The organism is Rhodococcus jostii RHA1 (genome assembly GCF_000014565.1).
Taxonomy (GTDB): domain Bacteria; phylum Actinomycetota; class Actinomycetes; order Mycobacteriales; family Mycobacteriaceae; genus Rhodococcus_F; species Rhodococcus_F jostii_A.
In genome coordinates this window covers 6832857-6847568 of record NC_008268.1, presented here as the reverse complement: position 1 = coordinate 6847568, position 14712 = coordinate 6832857, and the positions used below count along the sequence as shown (strand labels likewise).

Here is a 14712-nt window from a genome sequence, read left to right as displayed (position 1 = left end):
TCACCCAGTGATGTTTGCCATGCGAACCGGTTGTGGGGCGTTCTCCGGCTACAATGATCGTGGGCAACCGCTCGTCACCACGTTCGCCTCCACGGAGAACGCGGTTTGAGTGATGATCGATCACGATCCGATCAGCGGTTCCCACCGATAATGTGCGCGCACCTGATCGACGGTCCCAGCCGCGCCTCGCCGAAATCTCCGATTTCAGCGCTGAGGCAGTGGCAGGATCGACTCGGAAGAGGACATCGACGAGCGTCGACTGGGAAATCGGGCCGACCAGCGGCCTGGCCCTTACCTCGTGCGTGCGTGCAGCTACGAGGAAGGCCAGTCCCCTGAGCAAGATCACTGTCGACCATGAAGACGACGCAACCGAGACCACGCTGTCTGCGCAACTCGACTCCACGCACGTCGCCCCCACTTTCGCCGAGCTCGGAGTTCGTGACGAGATCGTCCGCGCTCTCGACGAGATCGGCATCGAGCGGACGTTCGCGATCCAGGAGCTGACGCTCCCCCTCGCCCTCGCCGGCGACGACCTGATCGGTCAGGCCCGTACGGGCATGGGCAAGACGTTCGGTTTCGGCGTCCCGCTGCTCCACCGCATCTCCAGTGGCACCACCGGGACGGCCGCACTCGACGGCACTCCCCGCGCACTGGTCATCGTCCCCACCCGCGAGCTGTGCATCCAGGTCACCAAGGACCTCGAGGGCGCAGCGAAGTACCTGAAGGGCGAGAAGAACAAGCTCGAGGTCCTCGCCATCTACGGTGGCCGCCCCTACGAGACGCAGATCGCGACGCTCCAGAAGGGCGCCGACGTCGTCGTGGGCACCCCGGGCCGTCTGCTCGACCTCGCCAACCAGGGTCATCTGATCCTGGGCAAGGTCGAGGTCCTCGTTCTCGACGAGGCCGACGAGATGCTCGACCTGGGCTTCCTGCCCGACATCGAGCGAATCCTCGGAATGGTGCCGGACAAGCGCCAGACGATGCTGTTCTCGGCGACCATGCCGGGTCCGATCATCACGCTCGCCCGCACGTTCCTCACCCAGCCGACGCACATCCGCGCCGAGCAGGCCGACGACTCGGCGGTGCACGACCGGACCAGCCAGCACATCTACCGGGCGCACGCGCTGGACAAGGCGGAGATGGTGGCCCGCGTGCTGCAGGCCGAGGGCCGCGGCGCGACGATGATCTTCACCCGCACCAAGCGCACCGCCCAGAAGGTCGCCGACGATCTCGCCGAGCGCGGTTTCTCCGTCGGCTCCGTCCACGGCGACCTCAATCAGGTCGCTCGCGAGAAGGCGCTGAAGGCGTTCCGCACGGGCAAGATCGACGTGCTGGTCGCAACGGACGTCGCGGCCCGCGGTATCGACATCGACGATGTCACCCACGTCATCAACTACCAGTGCCCCGAGGACGAGAAGACGTACGTCCACCGGATCGGCCGCACCGGCCGGGCGGGCCGCACCGGCATCGCGGTGACGCTGGTGGACTGGGACGACATCCCGCGCTGGCAGCTCATCGACAAGGCTCTCGGCCTCGGCATCCCCGATCCGGCGGAGACGTACTCCAGCTCCCCGCACCTGTTCGAGGAGCTGTCGATCCCGGCCGGCACGACCGGCACGATCAAGCGCCCCCGGGTGGAGAAGGCCGAGAAGGTCGCACCCGAGCGGAGCGAGAACACGGGCGCCGAGCGGAGCGAGAACACGGGCGCCGAGCGGAGCGAGAACACTGATACCGGGCAGGGCGAGAAGGCCGAGCGCACGGAGCGTCCGGCACGCACCCGCACCCGCCGCCGCACCCGTGGTGGCCGCCCCGCGGACTCCGTGGGCCCCAAGTCCGTGTCGCCGGAGCCGACGGCACCCGAGTCTGCCGCTCCGAGCGGGGACACCGACGGCGAGGGTGCCTCCAAGCCCCGCCGGCGTCGCCGCCGCCGGACCACGAAGGTCGGCGCCGCCGCGACGAACGCGGAGTAAACATCCACCGTGCTCGCACCTGAGCGGCGCTCGCGCGCCGATCACGTCGTCGCTGCCGGAATCGCCGTTGCGGTCGTGGTCGCCCTCACCGTGGTGTGGTTCCGCAGCGATGCCCGGGGCACCACCTCGGTCACCGCCGCCGAGCCGCCGCCTGCGCTCGTCACCGCCCTGATGGTTCCGGAGACGCTGCGCCCGATCTGGGACTCCGCCAGTTCCGCCACCTCCGCACCCCTCGTCGTCGGTGGTGCGGTCGTCACCGCCGACGGTGGGGACGTCGTGGGACGGGACCGGATGTCGGGTACCGAACTGTGGCGGTACGAGCGTGATCTCGACCTGTGCGGTGTGACGGCGTCGTGGGGGAAGGTCGTGGCCGTCTACCGTGACGACCGCGGCTGCTCCCAGGTCACCGAACTCGACGGCGGCACCGGCGAGCGCCTGGCGCAGCGGAGCAGCGACGCCGATTCCGATGTGACGCTGAAGGCCGACGGTACGTATGTGGCGTCCCTCGGCGACCGCCGGCTGGAATTGTGGCGCTCCGACCTCGTCCGCACCGTCGAGTACGGCCGGGTGGACGCGCCCGTGAATCCCAGGAAGCAGCCGCGTAGCGGATGCACGCTGATCGACGTCGGTTCGAGCAGCAGCAGACTGTCTGTTCTGGAGCGCTGCCCCGGCGAGGTGGCCGATCGTCTGACGGTCATGAACCCGTCGCCGAAGGACAATCAGGAACCCGAGGAGTACGGGTCGAGCGTCTTGGCGGGGGTGGATGCCGGCGTCGAGGGCGCCCGCATCCTCGGGGTGTCCGGCGAGACCACGGCCGTCTACCTACCCGCGGGCCCGTCGCACGGACCGCGGATCGGCCTGTTCGACGGCACCGGCAACGCCGTGTCCGAATACGCGCTCACCCTCGGGGTCGGCCCGAATCCCGTCACGTCGACGAGCAGTTCGGTGGTCACCTGGTGGACCGGTTCGGACGTGGTGTCGCTCGGCGCCTCCGATCTCGCACCGCACTGGATTTTCCCCGGCGCTCTCGGCCCGGGAGCGGTGATGGCCGGAAACCTGCTGGTTCCGGTGGAATCCGGCATCGCCGTGCTCGACCTGTCGACCGGCGCGTTGCTTCGCACGATTCCGGTGACGCGTGATGCCGCGGCGGGGCCGATCCTCACGACGGTGGCCGGCGACGTCGTCCTCGAACAGCGCGGCGATGCTGTCGTGGCGCTGCGCTGAGGTCGCCCCTCACGCAGGTTCGGCGAATACCACGAGATAGCCGTCGAGGTCGCGGATCCAGATCTCGCGATGTCCTGCATTGGGATTGACGTGCACGTCCGTGACCACGTCGGCACCCGCCTCACGCACCCGCGCGACGGTGCCGTCGAAGTCGGGGGTCTCGAACCAGATCGCCACCCCGTTTCCCCGCGGGAGCGAAGGATCGCCGAGGGGGCCGTGGTGGTGGCCATCGTCGAGCCGGTGCAGTTGCAGGATCATGTGCCCGTCGACGAGGAGTTGCTCGTAGTCCCGTCCGCCGTGGCCGCGGCGCGCGTCCAGGACCTTCCGGTACCACTCGCCTGCGCGTTCGACGTCGTCGACGGCGAGGAGCGGCTGAGCCCGCATCGTCAGGGTGTTGCTTCGAGGCGTATCCGAGACTGTCATGGCCCCGACGTTAGCGCCGTGCTCTCCCCCGCACTTGGACGAATGAGCATGCCGTCAACGGAAAGTGGCGCGGTACGCGGACGGTGAGACGCCGACCGTGCGCGAGAGGTGTTGTCGCAGAGACGTCGCGGTGCCGAATCCCGCGGCCGCCGCCACGTCGTCCACCGGCAGGTCGGTGTTCTCGAGCAGTTCGCGGGCGCGGATGATCCGCTGTTCGAGAATCCACTGCGTCGGCGACATCCCCGTCTCGGCCCGGAATCGCCGGGTGAACGTGCGCACGCTCATCGACTCCCACGCGGCCAGCTCCCGCAGCGACAGCGGTTGATCGAGATGCGACAGCGCCCGGGCTCGCGCTCGCGCCGTGGACACACCGTCGGCGTCCGGGACGGGTTCGGAGATGAACTGCGCCTGACCACCGCTGCGATGAGGCGGCACGACCGTCCCCCGCGCCACCTCGTTGGCCACCGACGCACCGTGGTCGAGACGAATCATGTACAGGCACAGGTCGATTCCGGACGCGACGCCGGCGGCGGTGAGCACGGCTCCGTCGTGCGTGTAGAGCACGCCGGGGTCCAGGTGCACGTCCGGGTACAGCCGCCGGAACGCGTCCGCCGACTTCCAGTGCGTCGTGGCACGCCGGTCCTCGAGAAGGCCTGCCGCGGCGAGAACGAACGAACCCGTGCAGATCGATGCGACCCGAGTGCCCGGGCGAATGTGCGCGAGGGCGTCCGCGAGGTGACGGGGCAGGCGCCCGTCCTCCGGCGGGTCGTAGTCCTGATCGGACGCCGGGATCACGACGGTGTCGGCTGTGCCGAGCAGTGCCGGGCCGTGCTCGACCGTGATCGTCACGTCGGTGTCGGTCCGGACGGCGCCGGGTGTGAGGGTGCACGTGAGGACCTCGTACAGCGGTTCACCCTCCCGCGATCGCGCCTCACCGAACAGTCGGTGGACGATTCCGAACTCGATCGGGAGCAGACCGTCGCGCACGAACACGACCACGCGATGACGACGCAGCGTCCGCTTGCCTCTCGAATCGGACATGGCCCGATTGTTTCACATATCGTCCCACCGGCCACTGTCGCGGCCACCGCAACGCGTCCATGATCGGAGAGGTCAGGACGACCGAGCGGAAGGCGAACCATGAAGATCCTGTGGGTATCGGCACATCCCGAACCGAAGTCCCTGAACGCAGCACTCCGCAGCGACGCCCTCGCGGCACTGCGCGGGGCCGGCCACGACATCCGGACATCGGACCTGTACGCGATGCGATGGAACCCGGTGGTGACAGCAGACGATTTCGGACACAACCCCCACCGCCGCCTCCTCGTCGGCGCGCGGTCGGGTCAGGCCCTGACCGAGGGCACCCTGGCCCCCGACATCCGCGCCGAGCAACGCAAACTCGCGTGGGCCGACGCGGTGGTCGTGCAGTTCCCGTTGTGGTGGTACGGCATGCCCGCGATCCTCAAGGGCTGGTTCGACCGGGTCTTCGTCGAGGGTTACGGCTACGGACTGCGCCGCGAGGACGGCTCCACCCGGCGGTACGGCGACGGAACCCTGGCCGGCAAGCGGGCGATGACGGTCGTCAGTTTCGGCGGCAGCGCCGACAGCGCAGGCCCACGCGGGATCAACGGCCAGATGGACGAGGTCCTGTTCCCGATCCACCACGGAATCTTCTGGTACACGGGGATGTCCGTATTGCCACCGGTCCTGATCGACAGCGCGGACCGGTTGCCCGCCGAGCACTACCCCGGTGTCGCGGCCCGGCTGATCGATCGCCTGTCCGGCCTGTTCACCGACGCGCCGTTGCCTTTCCGCTCCCAGAACGGCGGCGACTACGACGCCCGGTTCGTGCTGCACGAGGACCGGGCGCCCGGCGTCACGGGACTGCGCGCCCACTATGCCGACGCGGATTCCGGCACATGCGAATCGGAGGCCGAAGTCCGCATCACCGCGATCTGCAACGTGTTCTAATTCACGGCATGGCAACCTACGTGATCACCGGCGCCGCCTCGGGCATCGGGGCGGCGAGCCGCCGCACACTCGAGTCCGGCGGTCATACCGTCATCGGAGTCGACCTCGCACACACCGACGTGACCGCCGACCTGTCGACCCCCGGCGGACGAACCGCGGCGGCCGACGCCGTGACCGAGGCGAGCGGCGGCGTCGTGGACGGTCTCGTCTGCTGCGCCGGACTCGGGTCGCTGTCGCACGTCCCGGGCGGCACACTCGTCGCGGTCAACTATTTCGGGGCCGTGGAACTCGTGACCGCACTGAAGCCCGCCCTCGAGCGCGCGGGCGGCGCCTCGGTGGTGGTGATCTCGTCGAGCAGCACCACCACGCAGCCGGGGATTCCCGAGAATCTGGTGACCGCGTGCCTCGACGGTGACGAGGCGGAGGCAGTGCGCATCGGCGACCAGGTGACCGCCATCCCGGCATACCCGGCGTCCAAGCTCGCACTGGCCTGGTGGATTCGGCGTGAAGCGGTACGGCCCGAGTGGATCGGCAGCGGCATACGACTGAACGCGATCGCGCCGGGCATGATCGACACACCGATGACCAGCGGGGACGACCTCGACCCCGAACTGGCGAAGGCGCTGGACTTCTATCCGGTCCCGCTGGGCAGGCGCGGACGCCCGGACGAGATCGCCACGCTCGTCGAGTTCCTGCTCGGACCGGGGTCGACACTGTTCTGCGGCAGCGTCGTCTTCGCCGACGGGGGCACGGACGCCCAGTTACGCCAACAGGATTGGCCCGCCGCGTGGAATCCGACGCCGGAAGAACTTACTCGGCACTTCCAGGCGAAAATGTAGCCAGCTCGGATCCCGCCCAGTGCTTGGCGAGGTTCTCGGCCAGGTCCCGGTATGCCTGGGCACCCTTGTTCTTCCGCCCCGCCAGCACCGTGGCACCCGACGCCGTCGCCTCCGCGAATCGCACCGTCCGCGGAATCGGCGGAGCGAGGACCGGCAGGTTGTAGCGGTCGGACACGTCGGAGAGTACGTCTCTGCTGTGCGTCGTGCGGGCGTCGTACAGCGTCGGCAGCGCTCCGAGCAGCACCAGGTCGGGGTTGGTGATCTGCTGCACCTCGGTGACCGTCCTCAGCAACTGCCCCACACCCCGGTGGGCGAGCGTCTCGCACTGCAGCGGCACCAGTACCGACTGCGCCGCCGTGAGCCCGTTGAGCGTGAGCACACCGAGCGACGGCGGGCAGTCGATGATGATCGTGTCGTAGTCGTCCAGCAGCGGCGCCAGAGCGCGCTTGAGAGCGAACTCACGACCGGGACGCATGAGCAGCAACGCTTCCGCGCCCGCGAGGTCGATCGTCGCGGGCAGAAGGGCGACACCGTCCTCGGTGTCGATCACGGCCTCCTGCGCCGTCAGATCACCCGTCAGCACCTCGTGGACGGAGGCGTCCAGGCGGTCCGGGTTGTGCCCGAGGGAGAACGTCAGACATCCCTGCGGGTCGAGATCCACCACCAGAACCTTCTGGCCCAGCCCGACGAGGGCTGCGCCGAGAGAAGCGACCGTGGTGGTCTTCGCGACCCCACCCTTCTGATTTGCCACTGCAAGAACCGTTGTCACGGCTCGATCCTTACCTACTTCGTCCCCGGAGGCGAGCCATACACGCAGATTGACTGACATGATGGATGGATGCCACCCAGTGATTCGCCGCGCGGCCGTCGGATCGTCCTCCTCCGACACGGCGAAACGGAATGGGCCCGTTGGGGTAAACACACCGGTCGGACCGACGTTCACCTCACCGAACTGGGTGAAGCCCAGGCGCGGCGGGTGGGCCCGGCGATGGACGCCCTCGAACTGCGCGACCCCCTCGTCATCGTCAGTCCGCGGCAACGCGCCCAGGAGACGGCGGAGCTGGCGGGATTGAAGATCCAGCGCACCTGGGACGCACTCGCCGAATGGGATTACGGGATCTACGAGGGCATGACGACTCCCGAGATCAGGCAGCAGGTGCCGGACTGGACCGTGTGGACGCATCCGTGCCCTCGCGGCGAACAGGCCGAGCAGGTGCACACCCGGTGCGACCTCGTACTGTCCGTCGCGCATTCGCAACTCGTCGACCGCGACGTGATCCTCGTCGGGCACGGCCACTTCTCGCGGGCGCTCATCGCCCGCTGGGCGGAGCTTCCCATCAGCGAGGGGCGCCGGTTCGCGATGTCGCCGGGCGCGTATTCCGTCCTCGGCTTCGAGCACGGGGCGCAACAGGTGGTCAGCCACAACGTCACAAGCGAGGAAGGTGCCCGATGATCCGACGCGCAGTACCCGAGGACGTCTCCGCGATCACCGCGATGATCTACGAACTCGCCGAACATCAGCGGGCCCGCGACGAGTGCACCGTCACCGCCGACCAGATCGACGACGCGCTGTTCGGCCCGCAGCCATCCACGTTCGCCCACGTCGCGGTGAACGACGACGACCGGGTCGTCGGGATCGCGGTGTGGTTCCGCAACTTCTCCACCTGGGACGGAACACACGGCATCTACCTCGAGGACCTGTTCGTCAGCCCGTCCGAGCGCGGCGCCGGGCACGGCAAGGCCCTGCTCGCCACACTCGCGAAGGAGTGCGTCGACAACGGCTACACCCGACTGTCGTGGTCGGTGGTCAACTGGAACAAGCCGTCGATCGCGTTCTACGAGTCGCTGGACGCGCACCCGCAGGACGAGTGGACCACTTACCGGCTGACCGGGGAGCCGCTCGGCCGCCTCGCGTCCGAGGTGGGCTAGCGGTCCGACGGGTTGTCGGCGTCGGCCTCCTGGCCGTACTCGGCAGCCATCCACTTCGACGTGGGACTGCTGAACAGGCACCCGAGGGCCGCCACGACGACGACGCCGAGCAGCACACCGAAGAACGGCTGGTGCGAATCGGTGAGCAGCGACCACGCCACCGGAAGCAGGAGAAGTTGGGCGACGATCGCGATCGCCCGCCCCCAGCGCCGGCCGAAGATCAGCGCGAGCCCGGCGGCCAGCACGGCGCCACCGAGAATCGCGAACCAGGCTGCGGTGCCGTATCCACTGCTGACGCTCTGGTCGTGCCCGAGCAGTCCCCTGATGACCAGCACCACGGCGACACCGACCGCCACCGCGCCCTCGAGCGACACCAGGGCGCCCGCCGCGCGGACCGTGGTGGGCGTGGACTTGCTGAGAGACGGCTTCGGCACGTCGGCCAGCCTAGAACACCCCGTCGCCGGCGGCCTCGCATGGTGACACGTGCCGCCCCCGCTAGGCTTGGGCCCCGTGCGCGCGCTGCTGATCGTCAACCCCAATGCCACATCGACGACTCCGGCCGGGCGTGATCTCCTCGCCCACGCGCTGTCGAGCCGGGTGCGGTTGACGGTCGCGCACACGACACACCGCGGTCACGCCGCGGAACTGGCGCAGCAGGCCTGCGTGGACGGGATGGGCCTGATCATCGTCCACGGCGGCGACGGCACCGTGAACGAGGTGGTCAACGGACTGCTCGGCACCCCGGCACCGAAGTCGATGAGCGCCGTGACGGTGGGGCCGATTCCCCCGATCGCCGTCGTCCCCGGTGGGTCGGCGAACGTGTTCGCCCGCTCGCTCGGCATCGCGCCCGACCCGGTGGACGCCACCAACCAGCTCATCGATCTCCTCGCCCGCAGGCAGCGGCGCCGGATCGGGCTCGCGCACTGCGACAGCCGCTGGTTCACGTTCAACGCCGGTCTCGGCTGGGACGCCCAGGTGTGTGAGGCGGTCGACATGCACCGCAAGAACGGGCGGCCGGCCACACCGGCGCAATATGTCCGCGCGGCGGTGCGCGTGTTCTTCCGATCGAAATACGCCGAGCCGACCCTCACCGTCGAGGTCCCCGATCGCGATCCCGTCGAGGGCGTTCACTACGCATTCGTGTCGAACGCGAGTCCCTGGACGTATCTGAACAAGCGGGAGGTCCACACGAATCCCGACACCACCTACGACACCGGCCTCGGCGTCTTCGCGATGCGGTCCACCGCGATTCTCACCACGCTGCGGGTGGCCCGCCAGCTGTTGACCCCCGGAACCCGTCCGAAGGCGAAGAAGCTGGTCCGGGTCGACGACGTGCCGTCCGTGCGGATATCCGCGTCGGAGCCCATCGGACTGCAGATGGACGGCGACTACATCGGACTGCGCAAAGTCGTCGAGTTCGTGTCGGTGCCCGAGGCGCTGGATGTCGTCGCGCCGGCGCGACCCTGAGCAATTCTCGAGAATTGCCGTTTTCACCTAGCGGGAAGTGCCTGCACCGGGTACAAAGGACGGCGCACCTCGAAGGGCAGCCTAAGAACGTGAGCTCCCCCACGGTGCGGCGGTTTTCTATTGACATCCCGCCAGTTCGTGAAAGCATTCACAAGCAACAGTGCGGAAACATTCTCTACGCACACATGAACTCATGAAGACGAAACGGTGCATTACGCACCCAGTTAAGGAGCAGAAGGATGGACTGGCGCCACAAGGCAATCTGTCGCGACGAAGACCCCGAGTTGTTCTTCCCTGTGGGAAACAGCGGTCCGGCTCTCGCGCAGATTGCTGATGCCAAGGTTGTCTGCAACCGCTGCCCGGTGACCGCCGAATGCCTCTCGTGGGCACTCGAGTCGGGCCAGGACGCCGGTGTGTGGGGCGGCATGAGCGAAGACGAGCGACGCGCACTCAAGCGCCGCAACGCTCGGACGCGTGCCCGCACCACCGTCTGATACTTCAGAAGGAGACGGGCCCGGCACCACATGGTGCCGGGCCTTTTGCTTGCCCGCCGATCAGTACCGCGGCCCACGACGGCCCAGCGGTACGCGTAACACGGCATCCGTTCCACCCTCCGGCCCGGGGTGCAGCCCGAGGGAACCGTTCAGCTCGGCGGCCACCAGAGTCCGGACGATCTGCAGACCGAGACGGTCGGACCGCTCGAGGCTGAAACCGGGCGGCAATCCCCTGCCGTCGTCGTGGATCACGACGTCCAGCCACCGCGCAGAACGCTCGGCCCTCATGGTGACCGTGCCCGGAGCGCCGGGTTCGAAGGCATGCTCGATCGCGTTCTGCACGAGTTCGGTCAGCACCATCACCAGCGGCGTGGCCCGCTCCGCGGAGAACACCCCGAAGCTGCCCTCCCGGCGGACCTTGATCGGCGTACTCACCGTCGCCACATCGGACAGGATCGGCACCAGACGGTCGACGACCTCGTCGAGGTTCACTTCCTCGTCCACCGACATCGACAACGTGTCGTGCACGAGGGCGATCGACGTGACGCGGCGCACCGATTCGCTCAACGCCTGCCGGGCTTCCTCGTTGTTGGTGCGGCGGGCCTGCAGTCGCAGGAGCGCCGCCACGGTCTGCAGATTGTTCTTCACCCGGTGATGGATCTCGCGGATCGTCGCATCCTTGCTGAGCAGGGCGCGATCCCGCCTCTTCACCTCGGTGACGTCCCGCACGACGACGGCGGCGCCGACGCGCTTCCCGCCGGGTTTGAGGACCAGCGCCCGGAGCAGGACGGTCGCTCCCCTGGCCTCGATCTCCATGCGGCGGCCCGGCTTGTCGGCGATGGTGTCGCGGATGTACCCGGCGACCTCCTGCGACTCGAACGGATCCGTGACGAGCGACCGCGTGGTGGCCGCCAGGTTCTGGCCGATCAGGTCCGAGCTGAGACCCATCCGGTGATAGGCCGACAGCGCATTGGGACTCGCGTAGACGACGCGGCCGTCGGTGTCGAGGCGGATGAAGCCGTCGCCGGCGCGAGGACTCGAGTTGGTATCCGACCGGGCCTCCCGGATCGGGAAGGTGCCGTCGCTGATCATCTGGCACAGATCCTCGGCGCAGTCGAGATACGCGACCTCGAGCGGGCTCTGCGCCCGCTGGTGCGACAGGTTGGTGTCCCGGCTCAGGACCGCGATCACTTCGCCGTTCCACCGCACCGGGACCGCTTCCCGGCGCGGCGGCAGACCGGCGTGCCCGCCGCCGTCCTCGGGTCGCACGACGCGGCCCTCGAGCAGCGCCTGCAGCACCTGCGGATGTTCCGACTCCGACACGACGGTCCCGACGACGTCCTCCGGGAAGGCGGTCGACGCGGTGGTGGGCCTGCAGTGCGCGACGCAGATCACGGTGCCGGTCGGGTTGGTGGCCGCGGAATCCGTTCCGACCCAGAGCAGAACGTCCGCGAAGGAGAGGTCGGCGAGCAACTGCCATTCACCCACGACGCGCTGGAGATGATCGACGGCCTCGCCGGGCAGGTCGGTGTGTTCGGCGAGCAGGTCGCTCAGTGTGGACATCGTCGGTGGCTGTCAGCTCAGGAGATCACTGCGATCAGGTCGCCCTGCTGGATCACGTCGCCGACCTTGACGTCCACGGAGGTGACCGTGCCGGGTTCTTCGGCGATGACGGGGATCTCCATCTTCATCGACTCGAGGATGACGAGGGTGTCGCCCTCCTTCACCTCGTCGCCCGCGCTCACCACAACCTGATACACCGTCGAAACCATTTCGGCGCGCACGTCTTCTGCCATTGTGATCCTTCACTCCCGGGTGTCGAGAAAGCCCTGTTGCAAGGACACCCAACCACACGTGGAAGACTGTGGTGAAAAGAAGGGAGATCTACTCATGGGTAAGCGTGGTCGTAAGAAGCGCAGTCGCAAGGGCAACGCCGCAAACCACGGCAAGCGTCCCAACGCCTGACGCGCCGTAGAACGCACCAGGGGCCGGAAAGCAGCGATGCTTTCCGGCCCCTGATTGCTGTTCTGACGAGTTATGCGTCGGGTTCGGTGTTCGTGATGAGGATCGTCCGCCGTAACTCTATGGAGAGCCTCTGACGGAGGCTTTCCGGTGCGTGCTCCCCGCCGCACTTGCGGTTCACGAGAGACTTCACCTTCTCCTCGATGCCGTACGCCTCGAGGCACGACCCGCACTCGTCGAGGTGCCTCTGCAGCCGCGCCCGCGACGCCGCGTCGCATTCACGGTCCAGCATCAGCCAGACGTCCGCGATGACGGCGGAGCAGTCGAGCTGCTCGAATTCGTCCTGCTCGCTCACCGAGAAACCTCCTGTTCCGCGCTCACTACACTGTCGCCGGGCACGTCGTCGGTGCCCCCACGGTTGAATCCACGTTCGCGTGCGACGTCGGCGAGCAGACCCCGCAGCTGCTTGCGCCCGCGGTGCAGTCGCGACATCACGGTCCCGATCGGGGTGCCCATGATCTCGGCGATCTCCTTGTAGGGGAATCCCTCGACGTCGGCGTAGTAGACGGCCATCCGGAACTCCTCCGGCAGGGCCTGGAGTGCCTCCTTGATGTCGTCGTCGGGCAGCGCGTCCAGGGCCTCGACCTCGGCGGATCGCAGCCCGGTCGACGAATGTTCCGCCGTCGCCGCCAGCTGCCAGTCGGTGATCTCGTCGGTGGGGTACTGCGCGGGCTGGCGCTGCTTCTTGCGGTACGAGTTGATGTACGTGTTCGTGAGAATCCGGTACAGCCACGCCTTGAGGTTGGTGCCCTCACGGAACGAACGGAACGCCGTGTAGGCCTTCACGTACGTTTCCTGCACGAGGTCCTCGGCGTCCGCCGGGTTCCTGGTCATCCTCAGAGCAGCGCCGTACAACTGATCCAGAAGTGGGAGCGCGTCCCTTTCGAAACGCGCGATCAACTCGTCCTGTGGCTCGGCCTGGTCTGCCGTCGGACGGTCATGTTCCTGCACGCTGATCCCTTCGGTCGCCGTGGGCGTCAACGTTACCGCCAACTGCAGACGCGACGTGGGCTCCATCACCGAGGACATCACGATACGGACCACTCCCTTCGATGCACTCTGTTCTTCTGCAGGTACCAACACGCCTCCCGTCCGCTGTGTTCCCGACCGCGTGGCAGAGTGTCTGTCCATGGCCGGAACTGCCACTCCCGCGACGAAGCTGCTCGCGAAACACCGCATCGACCACACCGTGCACAGCTACGCGCACGATGCGCGGGCGGAATCGTACGGTTCGGAGGCCGTCGACGCCCTGGGCGAGACGGTCGGCGTCACCGCCAATCAGGTGTTCAAGACGCTGGTGATCAAACTCGACACCGGCAAGCTGGCGGTGGCGGTCGTGCCGGTGCCGGAGAAACTGTCGCTGAAGGCGGCGGCCGCGGCGCTGGGCGCGGGCAAGGCCGTGATGGCGGACCGTACCGAGGCGGAGCGCTCCACCGGGTACGTCTTCGGGGGCATCTCACCGCTCGGGCAGCGCAAGGCACTCCCGACCGTCGTCGACGCGTCGGCGCTCGACTGGGACCGGGTGCTGTGCAGCGCGGGCAGGCGCGGACTCGAGATCGAACTCGCGCCCGCCGACCTGGTGCGGCTCAGCGGAGCCGTCACCGCGGCGGTCACAGCAGGCTGATCTGCTCCCCCACCTGAGCCTCGTCACGACCGGCGGCATCGGGGTCGAGGAGTTCCGGCCCGTTGTTCTTCACGCTGTTGACCAGCGTGGACACCCGCCGGACGGTGATGTCGGCGATGGCGTCGGGTGACACCTCGAGCAGATCCGTCGACGCGGGATGCTCGGGATCGAGCCACGCGGACCAGCGGTCGCGGGGCATCACCAGCGGCATCCGGTCGTGCACGTTCTCGAGCTGGGCGGCGGAGTCGACCGTGATGATGCTGCAGCTCAGGACCGGGTGCGACTCCGCGACCGCGGGATCGTGCCACACCGACCACAGCCCGGCCATGTACAGGTGCGAGCCGTCCTCCGGCGACATGTAGTACGGGATCTTTTTCGCCTTACCCGACTTCTTCCCCGCGGCCGCCGCATCGACCTCGGTCTGCCACTCGTACCAGCCGTCCATCGGAACGAGGCAGCGCTTGTATTTGAACGCGTTCCGGAATGCCGGTTTGTTGTCGACCGAATCCGCTCGCGCGTTGAACAGCACCGGCCCCTTGCCGAGCTCCTTCGTCCACGACGGCACGAGCCCCCACCGCATCCGCCGGATCCGCCGGGCGTCGTGACGGTCGACCACCGTCAGGACCTGCGTGGTGGGCGCCACGTTGTAGTCGGGCGGACTCTCCTCCTCGCCCGCCTCGTTGATCGCATCGAGGTCGGCGGCGAGTGTCGCCGGATTCGCAGTGGTCGCATACCTGCCGCACATGCCC

The 14712-nt window shown here is 67.9% G+C and carries 19 protein-coding genes; 10 read left to right on the top strand and 9 right to left on the bottom strand.

Annotated features, from left to right (window positions below; all coding sequences use genetic code 11):
* Window positions 1–302: 302 nt before the first annotated feature.
* A complete protein-coding gene (locus RHA1_RS31080) occupies window positions 303–1970 on the top strand; it encodes a DEAD/DEAH box helicase (RefSeq protein ID WP_011598283.1) in 1668 nt (555 codons plus the stop codon).
* A 9-nt stretch (window positions 1971–1979) separates the two neighbouring features.
* Entirely contained in the window at window positions 1980–3194 is a 1215-nt protein-coding gene (locus tag RHA1_RS31075) for an Rv3212 family protein (protein ID WP_011598282.1), read from the top strand.
* 9 nt (window positions 3195–3203) lie between these two features.
* Here RHA1_RS31075 and RHA1_RS31070 read toward each other — a convergent pair whose 3' ends face one another.
* Window positions 3204–3617 (bottom strand): VOC family protein, encoded by a 414-nt coding sequence (locus RHA1_RS31070; protein WP_011598281.1) that lies wholly within the window; start codon window positions 3615–3617, stop codon window positions 3204–3206.
* A gap of 54 nt (window positions 3618–3671) precedes the next feature.
* The gene (locus RHA1_RS31065; RefSeq protein ID WP_011598280.1) at window positions 3672–4658 is read right to left on the bottom strand and encodes a GlxA family transcriptional regulator; all 987 of its coding nucleotides are present in this window, start codon (window positions 4656–4658) and stop codon (window positions 3672–3674) included.
* Window positions 4659–4757: 99 nt separating this feature from the next.
* On the opposite strand from RHA1_RS31065, the gene RHA1_RS31060 reads away from it, so the two are divergent.
* Both RHA1_RS31060 and RHA1_RS31055 read left to right on the top strand, forming a co-directional pair.
* Window positions 4758–5588, top strand: a complete 831-nt coding sequence (locus RHA1_RS31060; protein ID WP_011598279.1) for an NAD(P)H-dependent oxidoreductase — start codon at window positions 4758–4760, stop codon at window positions 5586–5588.
* 8 nt (window positions 5589–5596) lie between these two features.
* Window positions 5597–6427 carry an SDR family oxidoreductase gene (locus RHA1_RS31055; protein ID WP_011598278.1) on the top strand — a complete coding sequence of 277 codons (831 nt, stop codon included), beginning with the start codon at window positions 5597–5599 and terminating at the stop codon, window positions 6425–6427.
* Here the strand turns inward: RHA1_RS31055 and RHA1_RS31050 are convergent.
* A complete protein-coding gene (locus tag RHA1_RS31050) occupies window positions 6399–7196 on the bottom strand; it encodes a ParA family protein (RefSeq protein WP_009479551.1) in 798 nt (265 codons plus the stop codon). The genes RHA1_RS31055 and RHA1_RS31050 overlap by 29 nt on opposite strands.
* 69 nt (window positions 7197–7265) lie before the next feature.
* Here RHA1_RS31050 and RHA1_RS31045 point away from each other — a divergent pair, with 69 nt between their 5' ends.
* Both RHA1_RS31045 and RHA1_RS31040 read left to right on the top strand, forming a co-directional pair.
* Complete coding sequence (locus tag RHA1_RS31045) at window positions 7266–7880, top strand: acid phosphatase (RefSeq protein ID WP_029539453.1); 615 nt, start codon at window positions 7266–7268, stop codon at window positions 7878–7880.
* Complete coding sequence (locus tag RHA1_RS31040) at window positions 7877–8356, top strand: GNAT family N-acetyltransferase (protein WP_009479549.1); 480 nt, start codon at window positions 7877–7879, stop codon at window positions 8354–8356. Before RHA1_RS31045 ends, RHA1_RS31040 begins: the two co-directional genes overlap by 4 nt.
* Here RHA1_RS31040 and RHA1_RS31035 read toward each other — a convergent pair.
* On the bottom strand, window positions 8353–8790 hold the full coding sequence (locus RHA1_RS31035; protein WP_005240102.1) for a hypothetical protein: 438 nt from the start codon (window positions 8788–8790) through the stop codon (window positions 8353–8355). The two genes, RHA1_RS31040 and RHA1_RS31035, sit on opposite strands and share 4 nt — an antisense overlap.
* A gap of 76 nt (window positions 8791–8866) precedes the next feature.
* Here RHA1_RS31035 and RHA1_RS31030 point away from each other — a divergent pair, with 76 nt between their 5' ends.
* Window positions 8867–9823, top strand: coding sequence for a diacylglycerol/lipid kinase family protein (locus tag RHA1_RS31030; RefSeq protein ID WP_009479548.1), 957 nt, complete (start codon window positions 8867–8869; stop codon window positions 9821–9823).
* Window positions 9824–10062: 239 nt separating this feature from the next.
* Complete coding sequence (locus RHA1_RS31025) at window positions 10063–10317, top strand: WhiB family transcriptional regulator (protein ID WP_005240099.1); 255 nt, start codon at window positions 10063–10065, stop codon at window positions 10315–10317.
* Window positions 10318–10377: 60 nt separating this feature from the next.
* Here RHA1_RS31025 and RHA1_RS31020 read toward each other — a convergent pair whose 3' ends face one another.
* Window positions 10378–11880: a sensor histidine kinase gene (locus RHA1_RS31020; protein ID WP_011598274.1), complete on the bottom strand. Its 1503-nt coding sequence runs from the start codon at window positions 11878–11880 to the stop codon at window positions 10378–10380.
* 17 nt (window positions 11881–11897) lie between these two features.
* Window positions 11898–12113 carry a biotin/lipoyl-binding carrier protein gene (locus tag RHA1_RS31015; RefSeq protein ID WP_005240095.1) on the bottom strand — a complete coding sequence of 72 codons (216 nt, stop codon included), beginning with the start codon at window positions 12111–12113 and terminating at the stop codon, window positions 11898–11900.
* Window positions 12114–12207: 94 nt separating this feature from the next.
* Between RHA1_RS31015 and RHA1_RS53670 the strand changes: the two genes are divergently transcribed.
* Window positions 12208–12282, top strand: coding sequence for a 50S ribosomal protein bL37 (locus RHA1_RS53670; RefSeq protein ID WP_022597109.1), 75 nt, complete (start codon window positions 12208–12210; stop codon window positions 12280–12282).
* 70 nt (window positions 12283–12352) lie between these two features.
* Here RHA1_RS53670 and rsrA read toward each other — a convergent pair whose 3' ends face one another.
* On the bottom strand, window positions 12353–12634 hold the full coding sequence (rsrA, locus tag RHA1_RS31010) for a mycothiol system anti-sigma-R factor (RefSeq protein ID WP_009479546.1): 282 nt from the start codon (window positions 12632–12634) through the stop codon (window positions 12353–12355).
* Complete coding sequence (locus RHA1_RS31005; RefSeq protein WP_237726975.1) at window positions 12631–13356, bottom strand: sigma-70 family RNA polymerase sigma factor; 726 nt, start codon at window positions 13354–13356, stop codon at window positions 12631–12633. Before RHA1_RS31005 ends, rsrA begins: the two co-directional genes overlap by 4 nt.
* A gap of 112 nt (window positions 13357–13468) precedes the next feature.
* On the opposite strand from RHA1_RS31005, the gene ybaK reads away from it, so the two are divergent.
* On the top strand, window positions 13469–13963 hold the full coding sequence (gene ybaK, locus RHA1_RS31000) for a Cys-tRNA(Pro) deacylase (protein ID WP_011598272.1): 495 nt from the start codon (window positions 13469–13471) through the stop codon (window positions 13961–13963).
* Here the strand turns inward: ybaK and RHA1_RS30995 are convergent.
* Entirely contained in the window at window positions 13950–14708 is a 759-nt protein-coding gene (locus RHA1_RS30995; RefSeq protein WP_011598271.1) for an SOS response-associated peptidase, read from the bottom strand. The genes ybaK and RHA1_RS30995 overlap by 14 nt on opposite strands.
* Window positions 14709–14712: the final 4 nt, after the last annotated feature.

Coding starts and splice junctions, on each gene's coding strand:
- ybaK (WP_011598272.1), top strand. CDS start 13,469: ATGGCCGGAACTGCCACTCCCGCGACGAAGCTGCTCGCGAAACACCGC.
- RHA1_RS31045 (WP_029539453.1), top strand. CDS start 7,266: ATGCCACCCAGTGATTCGCCGCGCGGCCGTCGGATCGTCCTCCTCCGA.
- RHA1_RS31040 (WP_009479549.1), top strand. CDS start 7,877: ATGATCCGACGCGCAGTACCCGAGGACGTCTCCGCGATCACCGCGATG.
- RHA1_RS31005 (WP_237726975.1), bottom strand. CDS start 13,356: ATGGAGCCCACGTCGCGTCTGCAGTTGGCGGTAACGTTGACGCCCACG.
- RHA1_RS31025 (WP_005240099.1), top strand. CDS start 10,063: ATGGACTGGCGCCACAAGGCAATCTGTCGCGACGAAGACCCCGAGTTG.
- RHA1_RS31070 (WP_011598281.1), bottom strand. CDS start 3,617: ATGACAGTCTCGGATACGCCTCGAAGCAACACCCTGACGATGCGGGCT.
- RHA1_RS31055 (WP_011598278.1), top strand. CDS start 5,597: ATGGCAACCTACGTGATCACCGGCGCCGCCTCGGGCATCGGGGCGGCG.
- RHA1_RS31015 (WP_005240095.1), bottom strand. CDS start 12,113: ATGGCAGAAGACGTGCGCGCCGAAATGGTTTCGACGGTGTATCAGGTT.
- RHA1_RS31065 (WP_011598280.1), bottom strand. CDS start 4,658: ATGTCCGATTCGAGAGGCAAGCGGACGCTGCGTCGTCATCGCGTGGTC.
- RHA1_RS31020 (WP_011598274.1), bottom strand. CDS start 11,880: ATGTCCACACTGAGCGACCTGCTCGCCGAACACACCGACCTGCCCGGC.
- RHA1_RS30995 (WP_011598271.1), bottom strand. CDS start 14,708: ATGTGCGGCAGGTATGCGACCACTGCGAATCCGGCGACACTCGCCGCC.
- RHA1_RS31060 (WP_011598279.1), top strand. CDS start 4,758: ATGAAGATCCTGTGGGTATCGGCACATCCCGAACCGAAGTCCCTGAAC.